Below are 17,176 nucleotides of genomic sequence, written 5' to 3'. Positions count from 1 at the left end.
TCCTCAGGATGCGGCCTCGGCCTGGTTGGCGCGTTCGCCGGCCGTGCATTTCTTGTCTGGCAATTGAAGCACTTTTCCCGTGCGCAATTCAATAATCCGCGTTGCAAGTTTCCGTCTGAAATGCGGATCGTGCGACACAAGGATCATGGCTTGTGGCAGCCCCAGCAGGATTTCTTCAAGCCGGCGCAGGTTTTCTTCATCAAGCGCGTTTGTCGGCTCATCAAGCAGCAAAACATCGGGCTTCATTGCAAGGACAGCAGCCACAGAAACCAGCCGTTTTTCACCGCCGGAAAGCTCATGCGTAATCCGTTCACGCAGGTGTTTGAGATGCAGTTGATCCAGGACCTCATCCACGATCGCAAGGGCTTCTTCACGACTGGCACCGAGGTTTAGCGGGCCAAAGGCGATGTCCTCGATCACGGTCGGGCAAAACAGCTGGTCATCAGGGTCCTGCACGATAAAACCAACCCGGCAGCGCAAATTGTGAAATTCTGCGTCGGTCACCCGCGGGGTGCCAAAGGCACGGATTTCGCCCGCATGCGGTTTAATCAGGCCGACAAGAATACGCAAAAGCGTGCTTTTGCCAGCCCCATTCGGCCCGGCAAGAAACAGTCGTTCACCCGGATCAAGTGTCAGACTGACATGATCGAGCACATTCTGCCCTGCCCGATAGCCATAGGAAATATCATTCAGTTCAATAAGCGACGACATACATGCGATCCATCAGGACAAGGGCAATAATCAGGGCAACAAAGAAAACGGCAAATGCGCCGTCCCGACGCTTGAATGCCAAATCATCAATCATCGGGAAATGGCCGCTAAATCCGCGGCACTTCATGGCTTCAAGCACACGTTCGGCCCGTTCAAGCGATCGTACCACCAACATGCCAAACAAATAGCCAAAAGACCGGTAGGTATGGGCATTGTTGCGGGCCTTAAACCCGCGAAGTTTCATCGCCATGCGGAGCCGGTGATATTCGTCATGAAGCACCGAAATATAGCGCACCGTAAACATCATCAGATGCACCAGAACCGGCGGACATTTCAGACGATATAGCGTGTGACCAAGTGTCACCGGCGTCATACCCGAAAGCAGGCTCAGCATCATAAGCACAACCGCATTGGCCCGTATGCCGACAAGGATAGCATGCATCAGGCCTTCCTTGCTGGCCTCTGCCCCAAGGACCGAAAACATCGGTGTTCCGGGGGTCGTAAACGGCAACATTACCAGCATGACGATAATGAAGCCGTCCATCGCTGCCATGCGTTTCAGGGTTACGCGCAGCGGCAAGTCCGTCAGGCTCATGGTAATGGCGGCAAATATCAGGGCACCCAGTGCGAATTCGATCTGATGCAGGGCCACCACGACGATTGCAAATACACAGGCCGCGACCACCCGTACCCTTGGGTCAAACGTTCCGACGAATGACGGTGAATGTCCGCCACGCGCCTGAACGGTCAGGGGTTGGTCATGTCCGAAAAGGTGGCTCATGCGTTTGGTGCTTTTGCTCTTAGCCGTCGCGCAGCGATGTAATAAATGATCCCGAAGGCACCGAATATATAGCCAATGCCGCCCAGAATCGATTGAAGATCATTCTTTTCCTTGTAGGCAGTGAGTTCGCGCCTGAGCGGACGCAATTCGTCACGCACGATGGTCGCAATGATTTCTTCCTGTTCACGGGTAATTGCAGGCCCAGCGTTTGATCCTACGCCTGATGCAGTCGGCGCCTTTGACGGTGCTGTTTGTACAGTCCCATCAACACCCGTCAGGTCCGCAATGGCAAAGGTTGCCTCGGCAACGTGCCCTGCCCCGAGATCGGCCCGAAAACGCAGATCAATCTGTTGGCTTGGCGTGTAGATAAAGAAACCGTCGCCGTCGGTGGTAACTTCATCAATCTTGTTGCCATCAAGATCAAAGATCTCAACAAGCGTGTTTTCGGCCATAACACCGTTGGAGAAAACGATTTCACCTTCGATGTCCGAACCGCTTGGAAACAGAGATGCGATAACCTTGTGCGCCTGTGCAGGTTCTGCGCCGACCACAAGCATGCCAAGCACAACGACCAGCATGAGTGATCTAGCCATTGGATGCCTCGCCCGCCTGCTTTGCACGCAAAGTTGCTGCCGGTTGCATCTCAAAACCCGATGTCTGATCGGCGGGCTGCAACAAGGCCGGTTTTACCTTGGCGATCAGATACACCGATGCCGCTGACACCAACCCTTCGACCACCATGATCGGAATGTGGGCAAAGAAGACCAGTTTGGCCGCCGGAACAAATGCATCACCGCTGAGCGCAAGCGAAATCGCGACAAACACCGTTGTCAGTCCGATGGAAAACGCACCGGCACATCCACCAAGGACGGCGGCTGCGACCGGGCTGCTGCGCGACACCATTCCCCGGAACAAAAGCCCCGCCAGCACAGCCGGAAAGGCGATATTGACCGTATTGACGCCAAGAACCGTCAGGCCGCCAAAGCCAAAGAAAACCGCCTGAAGCAAGAGACCGACAAAAAGTGCCGGAAACGCAGTCCAGCCAAGCACGAGCCCGGCAAGACCACTCATGATCAGATGCACACTGGATGGTCCCACCGGCACATGAATAAGCGAGGCAACAAAGAATGTTGCCGACAAAACCCCGGTAGCAGGAATTTTATCGATTGGCAGTTTCCGCAGACCAAGTCCAAGCCCGGCAACTGCGAGAACACCCCCGCCAATCAAGACTTCCGGTGCCAGCGCACCATCAACAATATGCATCTGTTTTGTCCCTCGCCTATTTCACATCATAGGCGCGAACCCACAGGACTGCATCCTGTGAAAGTTCCTTGCCCTGAAATTCTTTGTCAGGGCCGCTGCCAAGTGCTGCAAATCCCCAAAAACCTGCTTTGGGGACACCAAAAGTGAAATACCCGTTTTGATCGGAGATGGCCACAACCGCACCACCGGGCATTGGCGATGCCGTTGGCCCTTTGGGTGTGTTACTGGCCATATCGGGTTCTGCGGCCATGTATTCGATTTCGACTTCAACACCGACTACCGGTTGGCCTTCGCTTAACACTCGGCCGGTAAAGGTCGAACCGGCAATGATGTTGGTTGGTCGATTAAGCGGCAGGATTTCGGTTTTAAGACCTTGCGGTTCCATCCAGTCGGTCGGAATTTCATTGCGGTTCACATAGGATTTCGTGATCTGCTGGATGAAGATATCTTCGCTTTCTTCGTAATACGGCGTCGGCACCACCACCATTACGTAATCACCGCTGCGGCGCAGAGTCAAAGTTGCGTCAAAGGCCGCTGCCGAGTTGGCAATTCCGGTGAAGGTAATCGGCGAAAGCGTTGATTTCAGATCAATTTTCTCACCGCGGTTAACCGCATAAAAGTCAAGCGGCTCGGCCATATCCATGACATGACCGTTTTCAAACGGGTGCCAGAAAATCAGCTTCACCGGCTGATCCCCGGCCTTGGTCACGTTTACGTCCGGCGTATAGGCCAATTGAAAATGCGCATGGGCCGGCATGGTCGCCGACAGCACGCAGGCGCTTGCAATCGCAAGCCTGCCAAGGGTCTTCAACATATAATCGTCTCTTTCTCAAACGATGCACGCAGGCCAAAGGCCCAACGCACAGGGTCAGGACAAAGAACGATAGGATGGCTGGAAGCAAGATTGCGGATCTTCAAAAGACCGTTTGTACCCCTGCAACCTGACGCTCACCCCGGCGTCCAACAGTTTCATACCGGGCAATCGGCACCCGGCAGTCAAAGGCAGGTCTCCTGGCTCACGGTTTGAAAAGCAATGCGCCTTCCCGGGTTGCACCAGTGGCATATGCAATGCTCTGACCGCTTACAGTTGCGGGGGCAGCCGTGGCTTTGTCATACATGACGCACCACGTTCCCTTTTAAGTTGATCCAATCGGATCAACACCAAAGACAATGTCATAATCCACGTCGGACGGATTGCTGTCAACTCCCTGCCCCATGGTCCATGACAATCTTTTTGCGGATGGCTTGACGCGCCTTAAACCGGGCGCGAAGATCACGCGCAATTTTGCCGACGGGCCGCAAAAGCCTGCAATCAGATGGGTGGAAACATTATGAAACCTGAAACGGTTCTTGTTTTCTGGTTCAAGGAACTCGAAGAAAAACAGTGGTTTATCAAGGATGAAGCACTGGATCGCCATATCACGGAACGCTTTGCCGATTTTCACGACGCCGCCACGACCGGAGAGCTTTTTAACTGGCGCAAAACCGCCCATGGACGACTTGCCGAGATCATCGTTCTTGATCAGTTTTCACGCAATATGTACCGCGATCAGCCACAGTCCTTTGCATCAGATCCAATGGCATTGGTGCTGGCACAGGAAGCTGTTTCGTTGGGGCTGGATCGCAAACTGGTCACACCGCAGGAACAGGCATTCCTGTATATGCCCTATATGCACTCGGAATCCGAAATCATTCATGAAGTGGCGGTTGACCTGTTTTCACAGCCCGGCCTTGAACACAATTACGAGTTCGAGCTGAAACACAAAAAGATCATTGACCGGTTTGGCCGCTATCCACACCGCAATGAAATATTGGGCCGTCCATCGACGCCAGAGGAAGTGGCGTTTCTCAAAGAGCCCGGATCATCGTTCTGAGCATTAAAAAAGGGACGGTTTCCCGTCCCTTTTATTTGATCGCACTTAGGCGCAGAACATCAGCCAACATCACGGTCGCGATTATCCCACCAGCCCTGCACAAGGCTTTCTGCCTCATCCATGTAATCCGCCTTGCCCGCAAGGAAGGCTGCCATGGCAGCACTACCCTTGATCTTGGCTTCGGCGGGAATATCTTCCACCTCGCCACGCCAGACAGCTAGGAAGTGCTTCAGCGACACAGGGCTTTGGTCTTCGCCATCCTTTTCGGTTTTTGACAGCAATGCTGGCCAGCGAACATCATTGAGCTCCCCATTATCAAGCATGCGCAGATCGACATGCTTATAGGGTGTTCTTTCGGCTTCGCCGCCACCGCCCTTGATCACGCCGATGCGTGGAAGTTCCAAGAGCTTGCCGGTTTCACGATGGACATCAAGAAACGCCGGATGAAACACACCAAGGAAGGCTGCACGCGCATGCAACGGATTAAGCAAACGCAGTAACGTATTGACCGGACTACGCAATCCAAGAAGCGGACGCAATCCGATCAGCTCTTGCAGCTTGGGATGCATGTGACGTAGCGGCAGATACGCAAAGCCCTTCGATGCGATATCAGAACGCGCTTCTTCTGCAGACATGGCAATCGGAAGCTTAAGCGCCTTGATGGCAACTTCTGTGCTGATCCCGTTGACCAGATGCGAGTTATAGCCATGCATCAGCACCGGAACATTATTCTGCGACAGCAGAAGCGCCGACAGCACAAACCAGGGCAGACCACGGGTCCGACCGGCCGCATAGGATGGCCAGTCCAGCGCAGGACGCATAAGCGCGTCATCTTTGCTGTCTTCATCCGGTTCAAGGCGCGCGGCCTTGCGCACAGCTTCGATCATGCCAGCCAGTTCTTCGGGCGTCTCAGCACGGTAGCGCAGCATCAAAAGGAATGCGCCAAGCTGGATCGGTTCGACCTCGTCGCGCAGGATCATCGAGAACGCATCAAATGCCTCCTCGCGGGTCAGACTGCGCGAACGGCCCGGCCCACGGAAAAACGTGCGCAGATAGCCAGAAAACGGATGCGCCTCTGGTAAGACATTCTCATCCTCGAGCTGTTCAAGATGCTCGTCGGTCATATGGTTTCACCGGAATAATTGGTGTTACTGATCGTGAATACGCGTGAAGACCCACTCTGTTTCGGTCGAGAGGTCATCCTGATAGCGATAGCCATCAACATTAAACTTCTTGAGCTCTTGCGGGTCTTCGAGCCGATTGTCAATCATATAGCGTGCCATCATGCCACGCGCACGCTTTGCCGAGAAGCCGACAACCTTGGCCGTACCGCCCTTCACTTCCTTGAACACAGGCGTAATTACCGGGCCATCAAGGACCTTGGTCTTGATCGATTTGAAATACTCGTTCGAGGCGAGATTGATCAGACTACGGTCCTTGTGACCTTTGGTAATCGCGTTGATTTCTTTTGAAAGCTTATCATCCCAGAACGCGTAAAGGTCCTTGCCCCGCGGGTTGGAAAGGCGCGTTCCCATTTCCAAACGATAAGGCTGCATCAGATCACGCGGCTTCAGAAGGCCATAAAGGCCCGAAAGCATCCGAAAATGATCCTCGGCCCAGTCGATGTCGTCGGCCTTCATGGTATCGGCATCAAGGCCGACATAGGTATCACCGCGGAATGCAAAGATCGCCGGTTTGGCGTTGGTGCTATTAAACGGACGCGAAAAATGCTGAAAACGCTGATAGTTCAGATCGGCAAGGTTTTCGCTGATTCCCATGATCTTCATCAGATCGCTGCGGTTTTTTTTGCGCGCGACATCAACAAGTTGTTCGGTGTCGTCCAGAAATGCGGGTTGAGAAACAGACATTTCCGGGACGTCTGTTTCGAAATCCAGCTTCTTGGCCGGGGACACAACAGCAAGCATCAATCTGCCTCTTCTCTTTCATCTCGGTTCGATTTGTCGTAACAAGCCACAAGGCATGGGCAATGTCTAGGGTCCAACCCTATGTACAGGAGTATACGGCTGTACATGGATTTGGACCCTTAGCGTTATCCATAAACTTCTAATCTTGCAGAAAATCCGTCGGTTGCAAGTTTTGACGGATGAAAGGACCCATTATGAGTGAACAAGTTCGCGCGTCGCACATTCTTCTGATGTATGCCGGTTCGGCACGTTCGACCGCCACCCGCACCAAAGACGAAGCCCTGACCGAAATCAACGCGCTGAAAGACCAGATCGCAAACGGTTCCGATTTCGCAGAACTGGCAAAAGCCAACTCTGACTGCCCGTCCGGCCAGCAGGGCGGCGACCTTGGCTTCTTTGGCCGTGGCATGATGGTTCCGGAATTCGATGCCGCTGCGTTCAGCATGGAAGTTGGTTCGACGTCTGACGTGGTTGAGACCGATTTCGGTTACCACCTGCTGCAGCGCACCGCATAAGCAATCGCCTGCGCGTGATGCAAAACGTAAAGGCTGGCATTTGATTGCCAGCCTTTTTCTTTTTTCAGAACCGCCTGTCAGAAATCCACAACCGGGGCATCAAGTTCGTATTGCCCCTTGTGATCTTCGATTTCCAGCACCCAGACATCCGGATCATAGCCAATTTGTTTCCGCCAATATTCATCGCAGACAAACTCGGTTTCGCGGCCCCCATCCGGGCCACCGGCCACCAGCATCCAGCCCAGCTCCCCATCAAGTGTCGTCACACGTGAATAGACAAAGCACCCTGCATCAAACCGATTGAGCTTCACAAGCACGGCCCCGGCATCTTCGTTGCCCTTGTGGGCCACCATCGCCGTAATCAGTTTCGACTGGCAAATGGCGATCTGCGCGCGCACCCACAACCCGGCTTTCAGACGCGGTTGCATCTATACCCCTTCCCGTGACGCGGTCACGTTTTCAGGCATTTGCAGGATCAGGTTCGGGTTTGGGCAGATACTTTCCCAGATATCCCATTCTGACGGCTTGGCGGCACCAAAGAAGTCCCCTTCGCGCCCCAGCATGTCAAAGATGATCTGAAAATGCAGATGCGGTATCCAGTCGCCATTAATCGGGAAATCGCCAAACCGACACAGAAGGTCACCCGCCGTGATTTCCTTACCCTTGTATAGCCCGTCCAGGGATTCGCGGCTGAGATGACCATATAGCGTATAGAACCGGATGCCTTCAGCCGGTTCATGCTGCAAGATAATGGTCGGGCCGTAATCCAGATGCAGGTTGTTATCGGCAAAGCTGTGCACAACGCCGTTCAGCGGTGCAAAGACCGGCGTGTATGCCGGTGCGAACAGATCAATGCCAAGGTGCTGACTGCGGGCCTCGCCATCGTTTTTGAACTGTTCGGACTGATAACAAATCCGGTCCTCGCGATAACGCCCAATGCCAACCGGGGCATTGGCATCGGCCAGTTGCTGCCACATGATTTCGGTCTGGCGCGCCGGATCGCTTTCGCCACCAATCACCACATCGCCGTTTGAAGAAAAGTCGTAAACGATCTTCGCGCATGTTTTGAGGTCGCATTCCATGACCGAGTGAAAGCTATCACGGTTCTCATCGATCCAGGCACGCAGGCTTACGGCTTCTGGCATCGGCTCCTCGCCATTTGCAAAGCGGTCCTGATAGGATTGAAGACGTTGGGCTGCGGCAGTCGATCGCAAGGCGGTCACGGTGGTGGCTCCGAAACAGAAAAAGGCAGGGAACTATGCCCTGCCTTTAGCTACATTAATTTTTGCCCGAACGGCAAGCCCTGGCTTACCAGTTGGTCACTTCATATTCGCAGGACACATCGTCATCATCGGTGTCGGTCAATGCAACCGTCAGGCGGCGCATCTGCGGATTGAAGCGTTTGATGAAGTTCAAGAGCAGCAGCGCTTCTTCGGAGAGCTCGCCCGCGTCTTCGTCATCTTCATCAATTTCGCAAAGCTCGACCAGTTCGAGGAACAGGGCACCAAGGGCGCGTTTGACGTCTTCGCCGCCTTTAAGGCCGCCGGTAAGCTCGCCAAGGGGTGAAAGATCGATTTCAAGTTTGCGCAGGTTTTTGCTCATCTGGTCGATGGCATCTTCATCAAGCACCATTTCGGCCGCGATCATGTGCGTGCCAACTTCGTTGATGTTCATGAAACCGATGAACTCGAACAGGTCGTCTTTGGTGCGACCGTCTTCCAGCAGCTTTTCAGTATGGGCTTCGAATTCTTCGAAGTCGATGTCGTCGCCAAGATCGTTTTCAAGATCGCTCATGTCGCTCTCCAATCAAAATTTGCGCTGCTGATACTCTGGATTGCGGGAAAACTCAACCCGGACTGGTGACATGACGATCTGCTATGCATCCATCACATTGCGTGGCAAACAATATTGCGAACGATAGCGCATTATCACTAGGATTAGAATAAATCTGATGGAACGGCTTTGAATGGAACCCGTTATGCCCACCTTCACGCTTCTTGATGTTGTCGCAATTTGTTGGGCGTTTGCCTGGTGGGTTGGTTACACGATTTTTGCCGATGCCAGTTCGCGACGCCGTAACTCCATCTCCGCCCACATGGCACGCAATCGCCATCGCTGGATGGAACAGATGCTTAAACGCGATATCCGTATGGTTGATACATCAATCGCCAGCAACCTGATCACCGGCATCAGTTTCTTTTCCTCGACCACCATTCTGGTCCTGATCGGCCTGATGGCGCTCCTGGGTTATACCGACAAGGCGATTGAAACTGTCTCTGCCCTGCCCTTTGCCGCTGTCACCACGCCGGCTGTGTGGGAATGCAAGGTGGTGTTGCTGATCGTGATCTTTATCTATGCCTTCTTCAAATTCACATGGGCGTTTCGGTTGTCCAATTATTGTTCCATCCTGATCGGCGCCGCCCCTGAAGCCGACGCGCCCGATGCGGCCCGCGCGGCAGCGCGCGCATCGCGCATGAGCATGATGTCCGCCCACAACTTCAACCGCGGAATTCGCGCCTATTTCTTTGCGCTCTCGGCATTGGGGTGGTTCTATCATCCCCTTGCTTTCATTGTCTGTGCGACCTGGGTGACGCTGGTTCTCTATAATCGGGAGTTCCGATCGCACGCGCTCGATATCCTGAGCGGTCATCACTGATCGGCACAGCAACGAAAAAGGGCCGCATGTGCGGCCCTTTCTTTTATCTATCAAAGTTCTGTCTTCAGGCCGCTTGTGCCTTACGTCGGATCGCGAAGGTCGCAACGATCAGCAACACCAGACCAACCGGCAAAGCGGCACTGTAAAGCAGCGTCCCCCATCCCGATCCGGCATAGATCGTTCCTGCCGACAGCGATGCAATCGCAACGGTGCCAAATACGCAAAATTCGTTGATCGCCTGCACCCGCGCCTGTTCGGACGGACGGTAGTTTTCGGTCAGGAACGTCGTCGCACCGACAAACATGAAGTTCCAACCAACGCCGAGCAACACAAGCGACACCCAGAAATTGCCGATCAGGTCCTGTCCGGCAAGACCAACCGCAAGACAGGCAAAGTTCAGGATTGCACCGGCCTGAATAACCTTAAGCGCCCCAAATCGTTTGATCAGGTTCCCTGTAAAGAAACCGGGCGCATACATGCCCACCACGTGCCACTGAATGATAAAGGCGGCATCACCGAACGCGTAATCGCAATCAAGGATCGCAAGTGGGGTCGCCGTCATCACAAAACTCATGACCGCATAGCCAAGCGCACCTGCAATAATCGCAACAATAACGGCGGGTTGACCCATTACGGTCGATAATGGGCGTGCCGGTTCAGGATGCTTGTGGCCGCGCATGTCGGGCAAGCGCAGCTGACCAATGGCAATCACCAACAGAAACTGCAAGCCGATCAGGGCAACGAAGGTGCCAAGAAACGGGATGGTCTCAAACCAGTCCCGAGCAAAACTTGCCAGGTTCGGCCCGATAAAGGCCGAGGCAAGCCCGCCCAGCATGGTGTAGGAAATCGCACGCGCACGAAATTCAGCCGGCGCGGCTTCTGCAGCGGCAAAACGGTATTGCATGGCGATGGCATTGCCAGCACCAATGCAGGCACATGCAGCACAAAGCAGCCAGAAATTGGCGTAGTAAACAGCGCCCATACCCGACACTGCACCCATCATGGCAATGGTCGCCCCCATCCAGAACCCGAATTTTCGGCCCATCTTGGCCATGACAACCGCCGACGGGGCCGTCATCGCCATCATGGCAATCATCATGAAGGCGACTGGCAGGGTTGAGAGGGATTTGTCACTGGCCAGCGAAAAGCCGATCACTGCAGCGACCGTGAAAATCAACGACATCGCGCTGGCAGACAACGCGACGCAAAGACTCAAAATCATGATGTTCCGGCGAACTTCAGGGCTCGACATTTGGGGCTCCCTTCGATGGCGTTGGTGGCGCCGTAATAATGCGTTGAACAAAACCTGCCTTTGGCAAAGGCTTGCGTCTTGCTCTACAAGTTTGTCCTGTTATATTAAGTCTTCACCTTACGGGATAGTATCAATGCACGGCTTTGCCGACAAAAAGTTGAATACCGCCGAAAACACTGCACGCCTGATTGGCGTTGCGGCGGTTCGTGCTGTCCCGAAAGTCGCTTTTTTCAAAGAGCGAACTTGACCTCATCCTGAAATTCCTTTTCTTGTGCATTTACCCCGCGTAAACATGCGGGTCCTATATGTGCATTCCTGAATTATGCCCGCAGATAAAGCAGAGTTGAGCCAACCATGATTGCCCTGACCCTTCCCGATGGTGCCGTGCGCGAATTTGACGGCCCCGTATCGGGTTTCGATGTCGCCAAAAGCATCAGTTCTTCGCTGGCAAAGAAGTCCTTTGCCATCATCGTCAACGGTGAAGTGCGCGACCTCGCGCGCGAGATTGACACTGACGCGACTATCGAAATCGTGACCAAGGGCCATGCGGAAGTTCTGCCGCTGATCCGTCACGATTGTGCGCATGTCATGGCCGAAGCCGTCCAGGAACTTTATCCCGATACGCAGGTCACGATTGGCCCGTCTATCGAGAACGGTTTCTATTATGATTTCGCCCGCGAAACGCCGTTTACGCCGGACGATCTGGTCAAGATCGAAAAGCAGATGCACAAGATCATCGAACGCAACGAACCGATCGTACGCGAGGTCTGGGACCGTGACGAGGCGATCAAGTTCTTCCTTCATAAAGGTGAGAAATACAAAGCCGAGATCATCCGCGACCTTCCGGAAACCGAGACCATTACCTGCTATCGCCAGGGCGATTTCATCGACCTGTGCCGTGGTCCGCATGCACCGTCGACCGGCAAGATCGGCAAGGCCTTCAAGCTGATGAAGGTTGCCGGCGCCTATTGGCGTGGCAATTCGGATAACGAAATGCTGCAGCGTATCTATGGCACCTGCTGGGAAAGCAAGGAAGACCTTGATGCGTATCTGCACATGCTTGAAGAAGCAGAAAAGCGCGACCACCGTCGCCTTGGTCGTGAAATGGACCTCTTCCATATGCAGGAAGAGGCCCAGGGCTCTGTCTTCTGGCATGACAAGGGGCTGAAGCTTTATCGCAAGGTCGAAACCTATATCCGTGATCGCCTTGATGCGGCCGGGTATCAGGAAGTGCGTACGCCGCAGTTGGTCGACCGTGTGCTTTGGGAAAAATCCGGCCACTGGGAAAAGTTCCGCGAGAACATGTTCACCACGACCCCGGATGAAGATGATCCCGAGAAGGTTCTGGCGCTTAAGCCGATGAACTGCCCGTGTCACGTGCAGATCTTCCGCCTTGGCAGCAAGTCGTATCGTGACCTGCCGCTGCGTATGGCGGAATTTGGCTGCTGTCACCGCAATGAGCCGTCTGGCGGCCTGCATGGCATCATGCGTGTCCGTCAGTTCATTCAGGATGACGCCCATATCTTCTGCACCGAAGACCAGATTGTCTCCGAAACCAAGATTTTCTGTGACCTTCTGAAATCGGTCTACAAGGATTTCGGCTTTACCGACATTCTTGTGAAGTTCTCCGACCGCCCGGAAGTGCGTGCCGGTTCTGACGAGATTTGGGACAAGGCCGAAGCAGCCCTTCGCGAAGCGGCTGAAGAAGCGGGTCTGGCACTTGAAGTCAATCCGGGTGAAGGTGCTTTCTATGGACCGAAGCTTGAGTTCGTGCTTCGTGATGCCATCGGTCGTGACTGGCAGTGCGGTACGCTTCAGGCTGACTTCGTTCTGCCGGAACGTCTTGATGCATCCTACATGGGTGAAGACGGCGAAAAACACCGCCCGGTCATGCTGCACCGTGCGATCCTTGGATCGCTTGAACGCTTCATCGGTATTCTGATCGAAAACTATGCCGGTCGTTTGCCGCTGTGGCTGTCACCGGTTCATGCGGTTGTCTGCACCATTACCAATGATGCAGACGACTATGCCCATGAAGTCAAGGCAGCACTTGAAGCCAAGGGCCTGAATGTTGAGCTCGATACCCGTAACGAGAAGATCAACTACAAGGTCCGTGAACACAGCCATGCAAAGGTCCCGATGATCCTTGCGCTTGGCAAACGCGAAGCCGAAGAAAAAACTGCTTCGGTCCGTCGCATTGGGTTCAAGCACCAGAAGACGTTTGGCATTGATGAACTTGGTGATGCAATGGCGGCCGAAATCCGCGATCGCGTGATCGAAGCCGACTTCTGATCGACGTTAGAAACACAACCAATAAAGCCCGCAAGTTAAATACTTGCGGGCTTTTCTTTTGGCTCAACGTGACCTTATTCAGGCGGAAGTTTGGGTTTGTCCGATGGTGGCAAAGCTGATCCGCTTGCCCCGGATAGATTGAGTTTTGGCAGCCCCGTACCGGGGCTTGCCTGTTGCGCACGCGTTTGGGCATAGGCCACGGATGGATGACGTGCATTGCCAAACACCTGCCCGATAAACCGCCAGATCTTTGGCACCAGCCAGACCAGAAGCAGAACAAACAGGGCAAACAGCACAAAGAAAACCACCGGATGGAAAGCGACCGTGTACAGCGCGCCAAATACGGCGACATCCTCGGCGACTGAGGCAATGCTGTTACTAAACGGTTCAGGCGATGTATTGATTGCCGCGCGGCTGCCAGCCTTTGTAAAGTGGCTCCCGGCCGCCACCGTCCCGCCGACCAGCAAGGCAATCGCAGTTTGAAGGCCGTCGCCCATGCCGGTATCAAGGCCGCTCATGGCGCCTGCGGCAAGGAGTGCGCCAGCAGGAATCCTGATGAAGGTATGAATGGCATCCCAGACGCTATCGATGATCGGGATCTTGTCGGCCACAAATTCGATCAGATAAAGGAACATAGCGAGTGCCAGCACCCACCAGCTTCCCAGGACCTGAAGCTCCGGCGGCAAATCAAGCAGCCCGAAATTGTTCAGAAGACCAAGAATAACCACCGTGCCATAGAGGTTTACACCACTGGCCCAGGCCCCGCCCATTCCCAACGCAAGAGTTTCAATCACCCCCACAGATTACGCCCTTTCAAAGCCATAATTCTCACCAACAAGTGAACAGGAAAAACGTTCAGTTGTGATAAATCACACTTTCAGCGCGTCCCGACACACGTATTAATGCCAAACCAGATCACAGAAAGGTACGACGATGGACCGTAACGGTGAAACCCCAAAAATGATCAAGGTATGTGCTGTTATGATGATGCTTGCCGCCCCGCTTCTGGCAGGCAACGCTTTTGCAATGGGCAGTTCGGACAGCTGGAGCTCGGAAGGCACCGACCTTTCCGCTGTTACGGAGCTTGTTGATACCGGCATGTACGACATGGCGATCGACAAGATTGAAACCATGCTCGAAGAAGATCCGGAAAATGCCGATCTTTACAATTACCTTGCCTACAGCCAGCGCAAGATGGGTGACTTTGACAGTGCCGCGCAAAACTATGAACGCGCCCTGATGATTGACCCTGAACATGTCGGCGCTCTTGAGTATCAGGGCGAACTTTTCCTTCAGACCGGAAAACCTGAAATGGCTCAGGAAAACCTTGCGCGACTGGAACAGCTTTGTGGCATGGACTGCGAAGAGTACAAAACGCTGGCCAGCAGCATTACGAACTGATCTCTCCCGTTTGTCCGCCAAGAGAACCTATTCTTTAGGATAGGTTCTTATTTTTGCGCGAACACGCCATATGTCTGTCAAAGTTGTACACGAAAAAACAGGAATAAAGATGACCGACGCGGCACTTAGCAAAAGTTATACTGTGGTTTGCCTGCGCAAGACCGGAAACCTGATGGAGCTGGAGCCGGTATCGGACTACAGTTCTGCCCTGAAGACTGCCAAGGATGCGATCAGCAGCAAAGGCAATTCTGAAGTACGGATCGTTGAAAACAAGTACGACCAAGATACCCGCAAGGAAAAGAAGCAGGTCATCAAGATTTTGACGTCCGAGAACGCCGGCGGTGCAACGGGTGCGTCCGGCCGATCTTCTCAAAGCCGTGGCATGACGCGTGAAACGGCAAACAAGGCAACAAAAGGCATCATAAATATCGTCATCGCCGTAACCGTTCTGATCCTGCTTATCGGGATCATGGTTCCATTGGCCATGCGGTGATTTAACTGCCTGCTGCGCCACCCTTCTGAATGCGATACCGCTTACTTGCTATGTCCCTGATTTCCAAAGACAGCTGATCATCATCGTTGCGTTAGCAGGAGTTGTTTTTGCTGGCGATGAAAGATATAACTTTCTGTGATACAGCGATGATCAGGTGAAGCGTGAAAATCAGGTTTGCGACAACAAACACTCCCCGTCGACGCAACTGGGGAAGAATAACTGCCGCAGCTCTCTTGCCGCTCCTGACTGCTTGCAGCACTTCTGATTTTTCCGGCCTTTGGTTCGGTTCATCCACTGCCTCGCAAGAACTAAGTTCTCCATCGAACGAACAATTGCCTGCGGCGGAAAAAACAAGCTTTAACCGGGCCGCCTGTGGTTTGTTTTTCGGCCACACCGCTTCCAATGGTACCGGTATGGCGAAGGATGGCTCCACCCCATCCGAACCGATTTCACTTGATCGAAGCCCCGAGGATAACTTCCTTCAGGCGATTTCATATGACATGGACGGCAACTATGAAAGTGCGCGCAAGCTTTATGTTTGGCTGACCGCGACGCCGCCCGACGCCAAGATCGATCTTGATTGCGGCCAAGGTGTGCGACTTTCAGGCAGCATCAACAGCCTCGCACAACGACGGCTTGTCACGCTTGATGCATCATCTCCGGAATATGCGCGATCCAAAGAAATAGATGCCGTTGTCGCATCCGCCACGGTTGCACCAGGTCCAGAATTACCCAATCCGCCACAGGTCGAACGTGATCGCCGGTTTTATGAAACTGGTGGCGTGGTAGAGGCTGAACCCGAAGCCCCCACCAGTCCCGTGGTTCGGATGGAGATGGAAGTCAGCGAAAACACGGCGCGACTGACACGGGTTGACCGACAGGCCGCTGCACCGAGTGCGACGCCTGCAGCTAAGCCCGTCCCCGCAGCTGAGCTAACCAATGGGCCGGCGAGCAGTGGAACGGAAACGGCAGTTTCTAAACTTGCCCCGGTTGCAGCCCCTGCACCAGTGGCCAGTCAGTCAGTGCAAACCGCGGCACCGGTTCCCGTTATTGCTGCGCCGACGATTGCTGGCGATGCAGCCTCAACCGAACATAAGGGTGCAATGGTCACCTCAAACGCGCGCCCGACTGAACAGGGCGAACTTGATATTGTTGACCCTAAACCCGAAGCACCAATGATCGAACTTCCGATCACCTCGACAGAGCCGGTGGCAACACAAAACGCGATGGCGCCATCAACTGGGAACTCAACACCAGCGGAAACTGCGACCAGCCAAACCACGCAAAGTGATAGCCCCTACTACGCCGTTCAGCTTGCAGCGTATCGTTCGCGCGGACGTGCGGAAGATGCATGGACGAAGTTCCAAAGCGCATCGCATGGCATACTGGCGGCCGCAGACCATGAAGTCGTCAGCATCGCGATTGAAGGCAAAGGTCTGTTTTTCCGCCTGCTGACCGGAATGTATGCTTCCTCTGCCGAGGCAACGCAGGCTTGCAACAGCTTGAAATCTGCCGGGACGGATTGCCTGGTTCGACGCGTTAGTCCTTAGACCGTTGTCTGGCGGATGCCGCCATCTTCTCAGACCGCATCAAGCCATCCGGGCGGGTTTTCCGACCGTGTCTTCGAACGAAGCCGGGCATCTTTCCCAAAAAATATTCGATCTTGGTGTTGTGCCGGTAATACCGCCAACGCAGATGCTGGATAAATCGCCGCGTTCGTTTCGATCCCGCTGCCAGCAATGGAATACCAAGGGCAATAAACACCATGCCAAAAAATGGTGGCGGCAATGGCAGGAACAAAAGCCCGACCAGCAAACTGATCGCCCCCACCAGCATCAAAGCTGTCGATTTCAAATGCTTGAACCTGTGCAAAGCCATTCCATCTTGCCGTTCCATGGACTTTTGGTGCGGATTATCAGCATGATTGGTGGTGTCGCCAAAAGAATGTTCAAAGACATTTGATCAAGACGGGAATTGCTATTGTCCGCGTCTGGAGTACATTGCAGGCATGAG

20 protein-coding genes and 1 riboswitch are annotated in these 17,176 nt (G+C 53.9%); of the genes, 8 read left to right on the top strand and 12 right to left on the bottom strand.

Annotated features, from left to right (window positions below; genetic code table 11):
- Nucleotides 1-3: 3 nt before the first annotated feature.
- Genes FHI25_RS10565 through FHI25_RS10545 form a run of 5 tightly spaced genes read right to left on the bottom strand, consistent with a single transcriptional unit; the run spans nt 4 to nt 3,569 of the window.
- Nucleotides 4-711 carry an ABC transporter ATP-binding protein gene (locus tag FHI25_RS10565; RefSeq protein ID WP_210517616.1) on the bottom strand — a complete coding sequence of 236 codons (708 nt, stop codon included), beginning with the start codon at nt 709-711 and terminating at the stop codon, nt 4-6.
- Entirely contained in the window at nt 695-1,492 is a 798-nt protein-coding gene (gene cbiQ / locus FHI25_RS10560; protein WP_246879035.1) for a cobalt ECF transporter T component CbiQ, read from the bottom strand. The genes FHI25_RS10565 and cbiQ overlap by 17 nt, the downstream gene beginning before the upstream one ends.
- Nucleotides 1,489-2,085 (bottom strand): cobalt ABC transporter permease, encoded by a 597-nt coding sequence (locus FHI25_RS10555; RefSeq protein WP_246879034.1) that lies wholly within the window; start codon nt 2,083-2,085, stop codon nt 1,489-1,491. The genes cbiQ and FHI25_RS10555 overlap by 4 nt, the downstream gene beginning before the upstream one ends.
- Nucleotides 2,078-2,755 carry a cobalt transporter CbiM gene (cbiM, locus tag FHI25_RS10550; protein ID WP_210517613.1) on the bottom strand — a complete coding sequence of 226 codons (678 nt, stop codon included), beginning with the start codon at nt 2,753-2,755 and terminating at the stop codon, nt 2,078-2,080. Before cbiM ends, FHI25_RS10555 begins: the two co-directional genes overlap by 8 nt.
- Before the next feature lie 16 nt (nt 2,756-2,771).
- Nucleotides 2,772-3,569: a DUF4198 domain-containing protein gene (locus FHI25_RS10545; protein WP_210517610.1), complete on the bottom strand. Its 798-nt coding sequence runs from the start codon at nt 3,567-3,569 to the stop codon at nt 2,772-2,774.
- A 169-nt stretch (nt 3,570-3,738) separates the two neighbouring features.
- Nucleotides 3,739-3,936: riboswitch (cobalamin riboswitch) on the bottom strand.
- 150 nt (nt 3,937-4,086) lie between these two features.
- On the opposite strand from FHI25_RS10545, the gene FHI25_RS10540 reads away from it, so the two are divergent.
- Entirely contained in the window at nt 4,087-4,629 is a 543-nt protein-coding gene (locus FHI25_RS10540) for a DUF924 family protein (RefSeq protein WP_246879033.1), read from the top strand.
- Between the two features lie 59 nt (nt 4,630-4,688).
- Here the strand turns inward: FHI25_RS10540 and FHI25_RS10535 are convergent, their stop codons facing one another.
- Both FHI25_RS10535 and yaaA read right to left on the bottom strand, forming a co-directional pair.
- Complete coding sequence (locus tag FHI25_RS10535) at nt 4,689-5,753, bottom strand: glycosyl transferase family protein (RefSeq protein ID WP_008890716.1); 1,065 nt, start codon at nt 5,751-5,753, stop codon at nt 4,689-4,691.
- 24 nt (nt 5,754-5,777) lie between these two features.
- The gene (yaaA, locus tag FHI25_RS10530) at nt 5,778-6,554 is read right to left on the bottom strand and encodes a peroxide stress protein YaaA (RefSeq protein WP_210517605.1); all 777 of its coding nucleotides are present in this window, start codon (nt 6,552-6,554) and stop codon (nt 5,778-5,780) included.
- A gap of 194 nt (nt 6,555-6,748) precedes the next feature.
- On the opposite strand from yaaA, the gene FHI25_RS10525 reads away from it, so the two are divergent.
- Complete coding sequence (locus FHI25_RS10525) at nt 6,749-7,069, top strand: peptidylprolyl isomerase (protein ID WP_063089685.1); 321 nt, start codon at nt 6,749-6,751, stop codon at nt 7,067-7,069.
- A gap of 77 nt (nt 7,070-7,146) precedes the next feature.
- Here the strand turns inward: FHI25_RS10525 and FHI25_RS10520 are convergent, their stop codons facing one another.
- The 3 genes from FHI25_RS10520 to FHI25_RS10510 all read right to left on the bottom strand — a co-directional run bounded on the left by FHI25_RS10520 (nt 7,147) and on the right by FHI25_RS10510 (nt 8,863).
- Complete coding sequence (locus FHI25_RS10520) at nt 7,147-7,497, bottom strand: DUF1491 family protein (RefSeq protein WP_210517601.1); 351 nt, start codon at nt 7,495-7,497, stop codon at nt 7,147-7,149.
- Nucleotides 7,498-8,292, bottom strand: a complete 795-nt coding sequence (locus tag FHI25_RS10515) for a peptidoglycan DD-metalloendopeptidase family protein (RefSeq protein ID WP_210517598.1) — start codon at nt 8,290-8,292, stop codon at nt 7,498-7,500.
- Nucleotides 8,293-8,377: 85 nt separating this feature from the next.
- Nucleotides 8,378-8,863, bottom strand: a complete 486-nt coding sequence (locus FHI25_RS10510) for a hypothetical protein (RefSeq protein WP_008890721.1) — start codon at nt 8,861-8,863, stop codon at nt 8,378-8,380.
- Nucleotides 8,864-9,035: 172 nt separating this feature from the next.
- Here FHI25_RS10510 and FHI25_RS10505 point away from each other — a divergent pair, with 172 nt between their 5' ends.
- Nucleotides 9,036-9,725 (top strand): DUF599 domain-containing protein, encoded by a 690-nt coding sequence (locus FHI25_RS10505; protein ID WP_008890722.1) that lies wholly within the window; start codon nt 9,036-9,038, stop codon nt 9,723-9,725.
- 64 nt (nt 9,726-9,789) lie between these two features.
- On the opposite strand, the gene FHI25_RS10500 is transcribed toward FHI25_RS10505, so the two are convergent.
- The gene (locus tag FHI25_RS10500) at nt 9,790-10,977 is read right to left on the bottom strand and encodes an MFS transporter (protein ID WP_210517595.1); all 1,188 of its coding nucleotides are present in this window, start codon (nt 10,975-10,977) and stop codon (nt 9,790-9,792) included.
- 354 nt (nt 10,978-11,331) lie between these two features.
- Here FHI25_RS10500 and thrS point away from each other — a divergent pair, with 354 nt between their 5' ends.
- The gene (thrS, locus tag FHI25_RS10495) at nt 11,332-13,269 is read left to right on the top strand and encodes a threonine--tRNA ligase (RefSeq protein ID WP_210517591.1); all 1,938 of its coding nucleotides are present in this window, start codon (nt 11,332-11,334) and stop codon (nt 13,267-13,269) included.
- A 74-nt stretch (nt 13,270-13,343) separates the two neighbouring features.
- Here thrS and FHI25_RS10490 read toward each other — a convergent pair whose 3' ends face one another.
- Entirely contained in the window at nt 13,344-14,063 is a 720-nt protein-coding gene (locus FHI25_RS10490; protein WP_349238002.1) for a DUF4126 domain-containing protein, read from the bottom strand.
- Nucleotides 14,064-14,202: 139 nt separating this feature from the next.
- Between FHI25_RS10490 and FHI25_RS10485 the strand changes: the two genes are divergently transcribed.
- The 4 genes from FHI25_RS10485 (at nt 14,203) to FHI25_RS20590 (ending at nt 17,125) form a co-directional block, all read left to right on the top strand.
- Nucleotides 14,203-14,670, top strand: coding sequence for a tetratricopeptide repeat protein (locus FHI25_RS10485; RefSeq protein ID WP_210517584.1), 468 nt, complete (start codon nt 14,203-14,205; stop codon nt 14,668-14,670).
- 109 nt (nt 14,671-14,779) lie between these two features.
- On the top strand, nt 14,780-15,163 hold the full coding sequence (locus FHI25_RS10480; protein ID WP_210517581.1) for a hypothetical protein: 384 nt from the start codon (nt 14,780-14,782) through the stop codon (nt 15,161-15,163).
- 413 nt (nt 15,164-15,576) lie between these two features.
- A complete protein-coding gene (locus FHI25_RS10475) occupies nt 15,577-16,713 on the top strand; it encodes an SPOR domain-containing protein (protein WP_210517577.1) in 1,137 nt (378 codons plus the stop codon).
- 67 nt (nt 16,714-16,780) lie between these two features.
- The gene (locus FHI25_RS20590) at nt 16,781-17,125 is read left to right on the top strand and encodes a hypothetical protein (protein ID WP_246879032.1); all 345 of its coding nucleotides are present in this window, start codon (nt 16,781-16,783) and stop codon (nt 17,123-17,125) included.
- Nucleotides 17,126-17,176: the final 51 nt, after the last annotated feature.

Source organism: Thalassospira sp. ER-Se-21-Dark (assembly GCF_017922435.1).
Classification (GTDB): domain Bacteria; phylum Pseudomonadota; class Alphaproteobacteria; order Rhodospirillales; family Thalassospiraceae; genus Thalassospira.
Note: the sequence above shows the minus strand (reverse complement) of the source record. Positions and strands in the feature narration are given on the sequence as shown.

Coding starts and splice junctions, on each gene's coding strand:
- FHI25_RS10565 (WP_210517616.1), bottom strand. CDS start 711: ATGTCGTCGCTTATTGAACTGAATGATATTTCCTATGGCTATCGGGCA.
- cbiQ (WP_246879035.1), bottom strand. CDS start 1,492: ATGAGCCACCTTTTCGGACATGACCAACCCCTGACCGTTCAGGCGCGT.
- FHI25_RS10555 (WP_246879034.1), bottom strand. CDS start 2,085: ATGGCTAGATCACTCATGCTGGTCGTTGTGCTTGGCATGCTTGTGGTC.
- cbiM (WP_210517613.1), bottom strand. CDS start 2,755: ATGCATATTGTTGATGGTGCGCTGGCACCGGAAGTCTTGATTGGCGGG.
- FHI25_RS10545 (WP_210517610.1), bottom strand. CDS start 3,569: ATGTTGAAGACCCTTGGCAGGCTTGCGATTGCAAGCGCCTGCGTGCTG.
- FHI25_RS10540 (WP_246879033.1), top strand. CDS start 4,087: ATGAAACCTGAAACGGTTCTTGTTTTCTGGTTCAAGGAACTCGAAGAA.
- FHI25_RS10535 (WP_008890716.1), bottom strand. CDS start 5,753: ATGACCGACGAGCATCTTGAACAGCTCGAGGATGAGAATGTCTTACCA.
- yaaA (WP_210517605.1), bottom strand. CDS start 6,554: ATGCTTGCTGTTGTGTCCCCGGCCAAGAAGCTGGATTTCGAAACAGAC.
- FHI25_RS10525 (WP_063089685.1), top strand. CDS start 6,749: ATGAGTGAACAAGTTCGCGCGTCGCACATTCTTCTGATGTATGCCGGT.
- FHI25_RS10520 (WP_210517601.1), bottom strand. CDS start 7,497: ATGCAACCGCGTCTGAAAGCCGGGTTGTGGGTGCGCGCGCAGATCGCC.
- FHI25_RS10510 (WP_008890721.1), bottom strand. CDS start 8,863: ATGAGCGATCTTGAAAACGATCTTGGCGACGACATCGACTTCGAAGAA.
- FHI25_RS10505 (WP_008890722.1), top strand. CDS start 9,036: ATGGAACCCGTTATGCCCACCTTCACGCTTCTTGATGTTGTCGCAATT.
- FHI25_RS10500 (WP_210517595.1), bottom strand. CDS start 10,977: ATGTCGAGCCCTGAAGTTCGCCGGAACATCATGATTTTGAGTCTTTGC.
- thrS (WP_210517591.1), top strand. CDS start 11,332: ATGATTGCCCTGACCCTTCCCGATGGTGCCGTGCGCGAATTTGACGGC.
- FHI25_RS10485 (WP_210517584.1), top strand. CDS start 14,203: ATGGACCGTAACGGTGAAACCCCAAAAATGATCAAGGTATGTGCTGTT.
- FHI25_RS10480 (WP_210517581.1), top strand. CDS start 14,780: ATGACCGACGCGGCACTTAGCAAAAGTTATACTGTGGTTTGCCTGCGC.
- FHI25_RS10475 (WP_210517577.1), top strand. CDS start 15,577: ATGGCGAAGGATGGCTCCACCCCATCCGAACCGATTTCACTTGATCGA.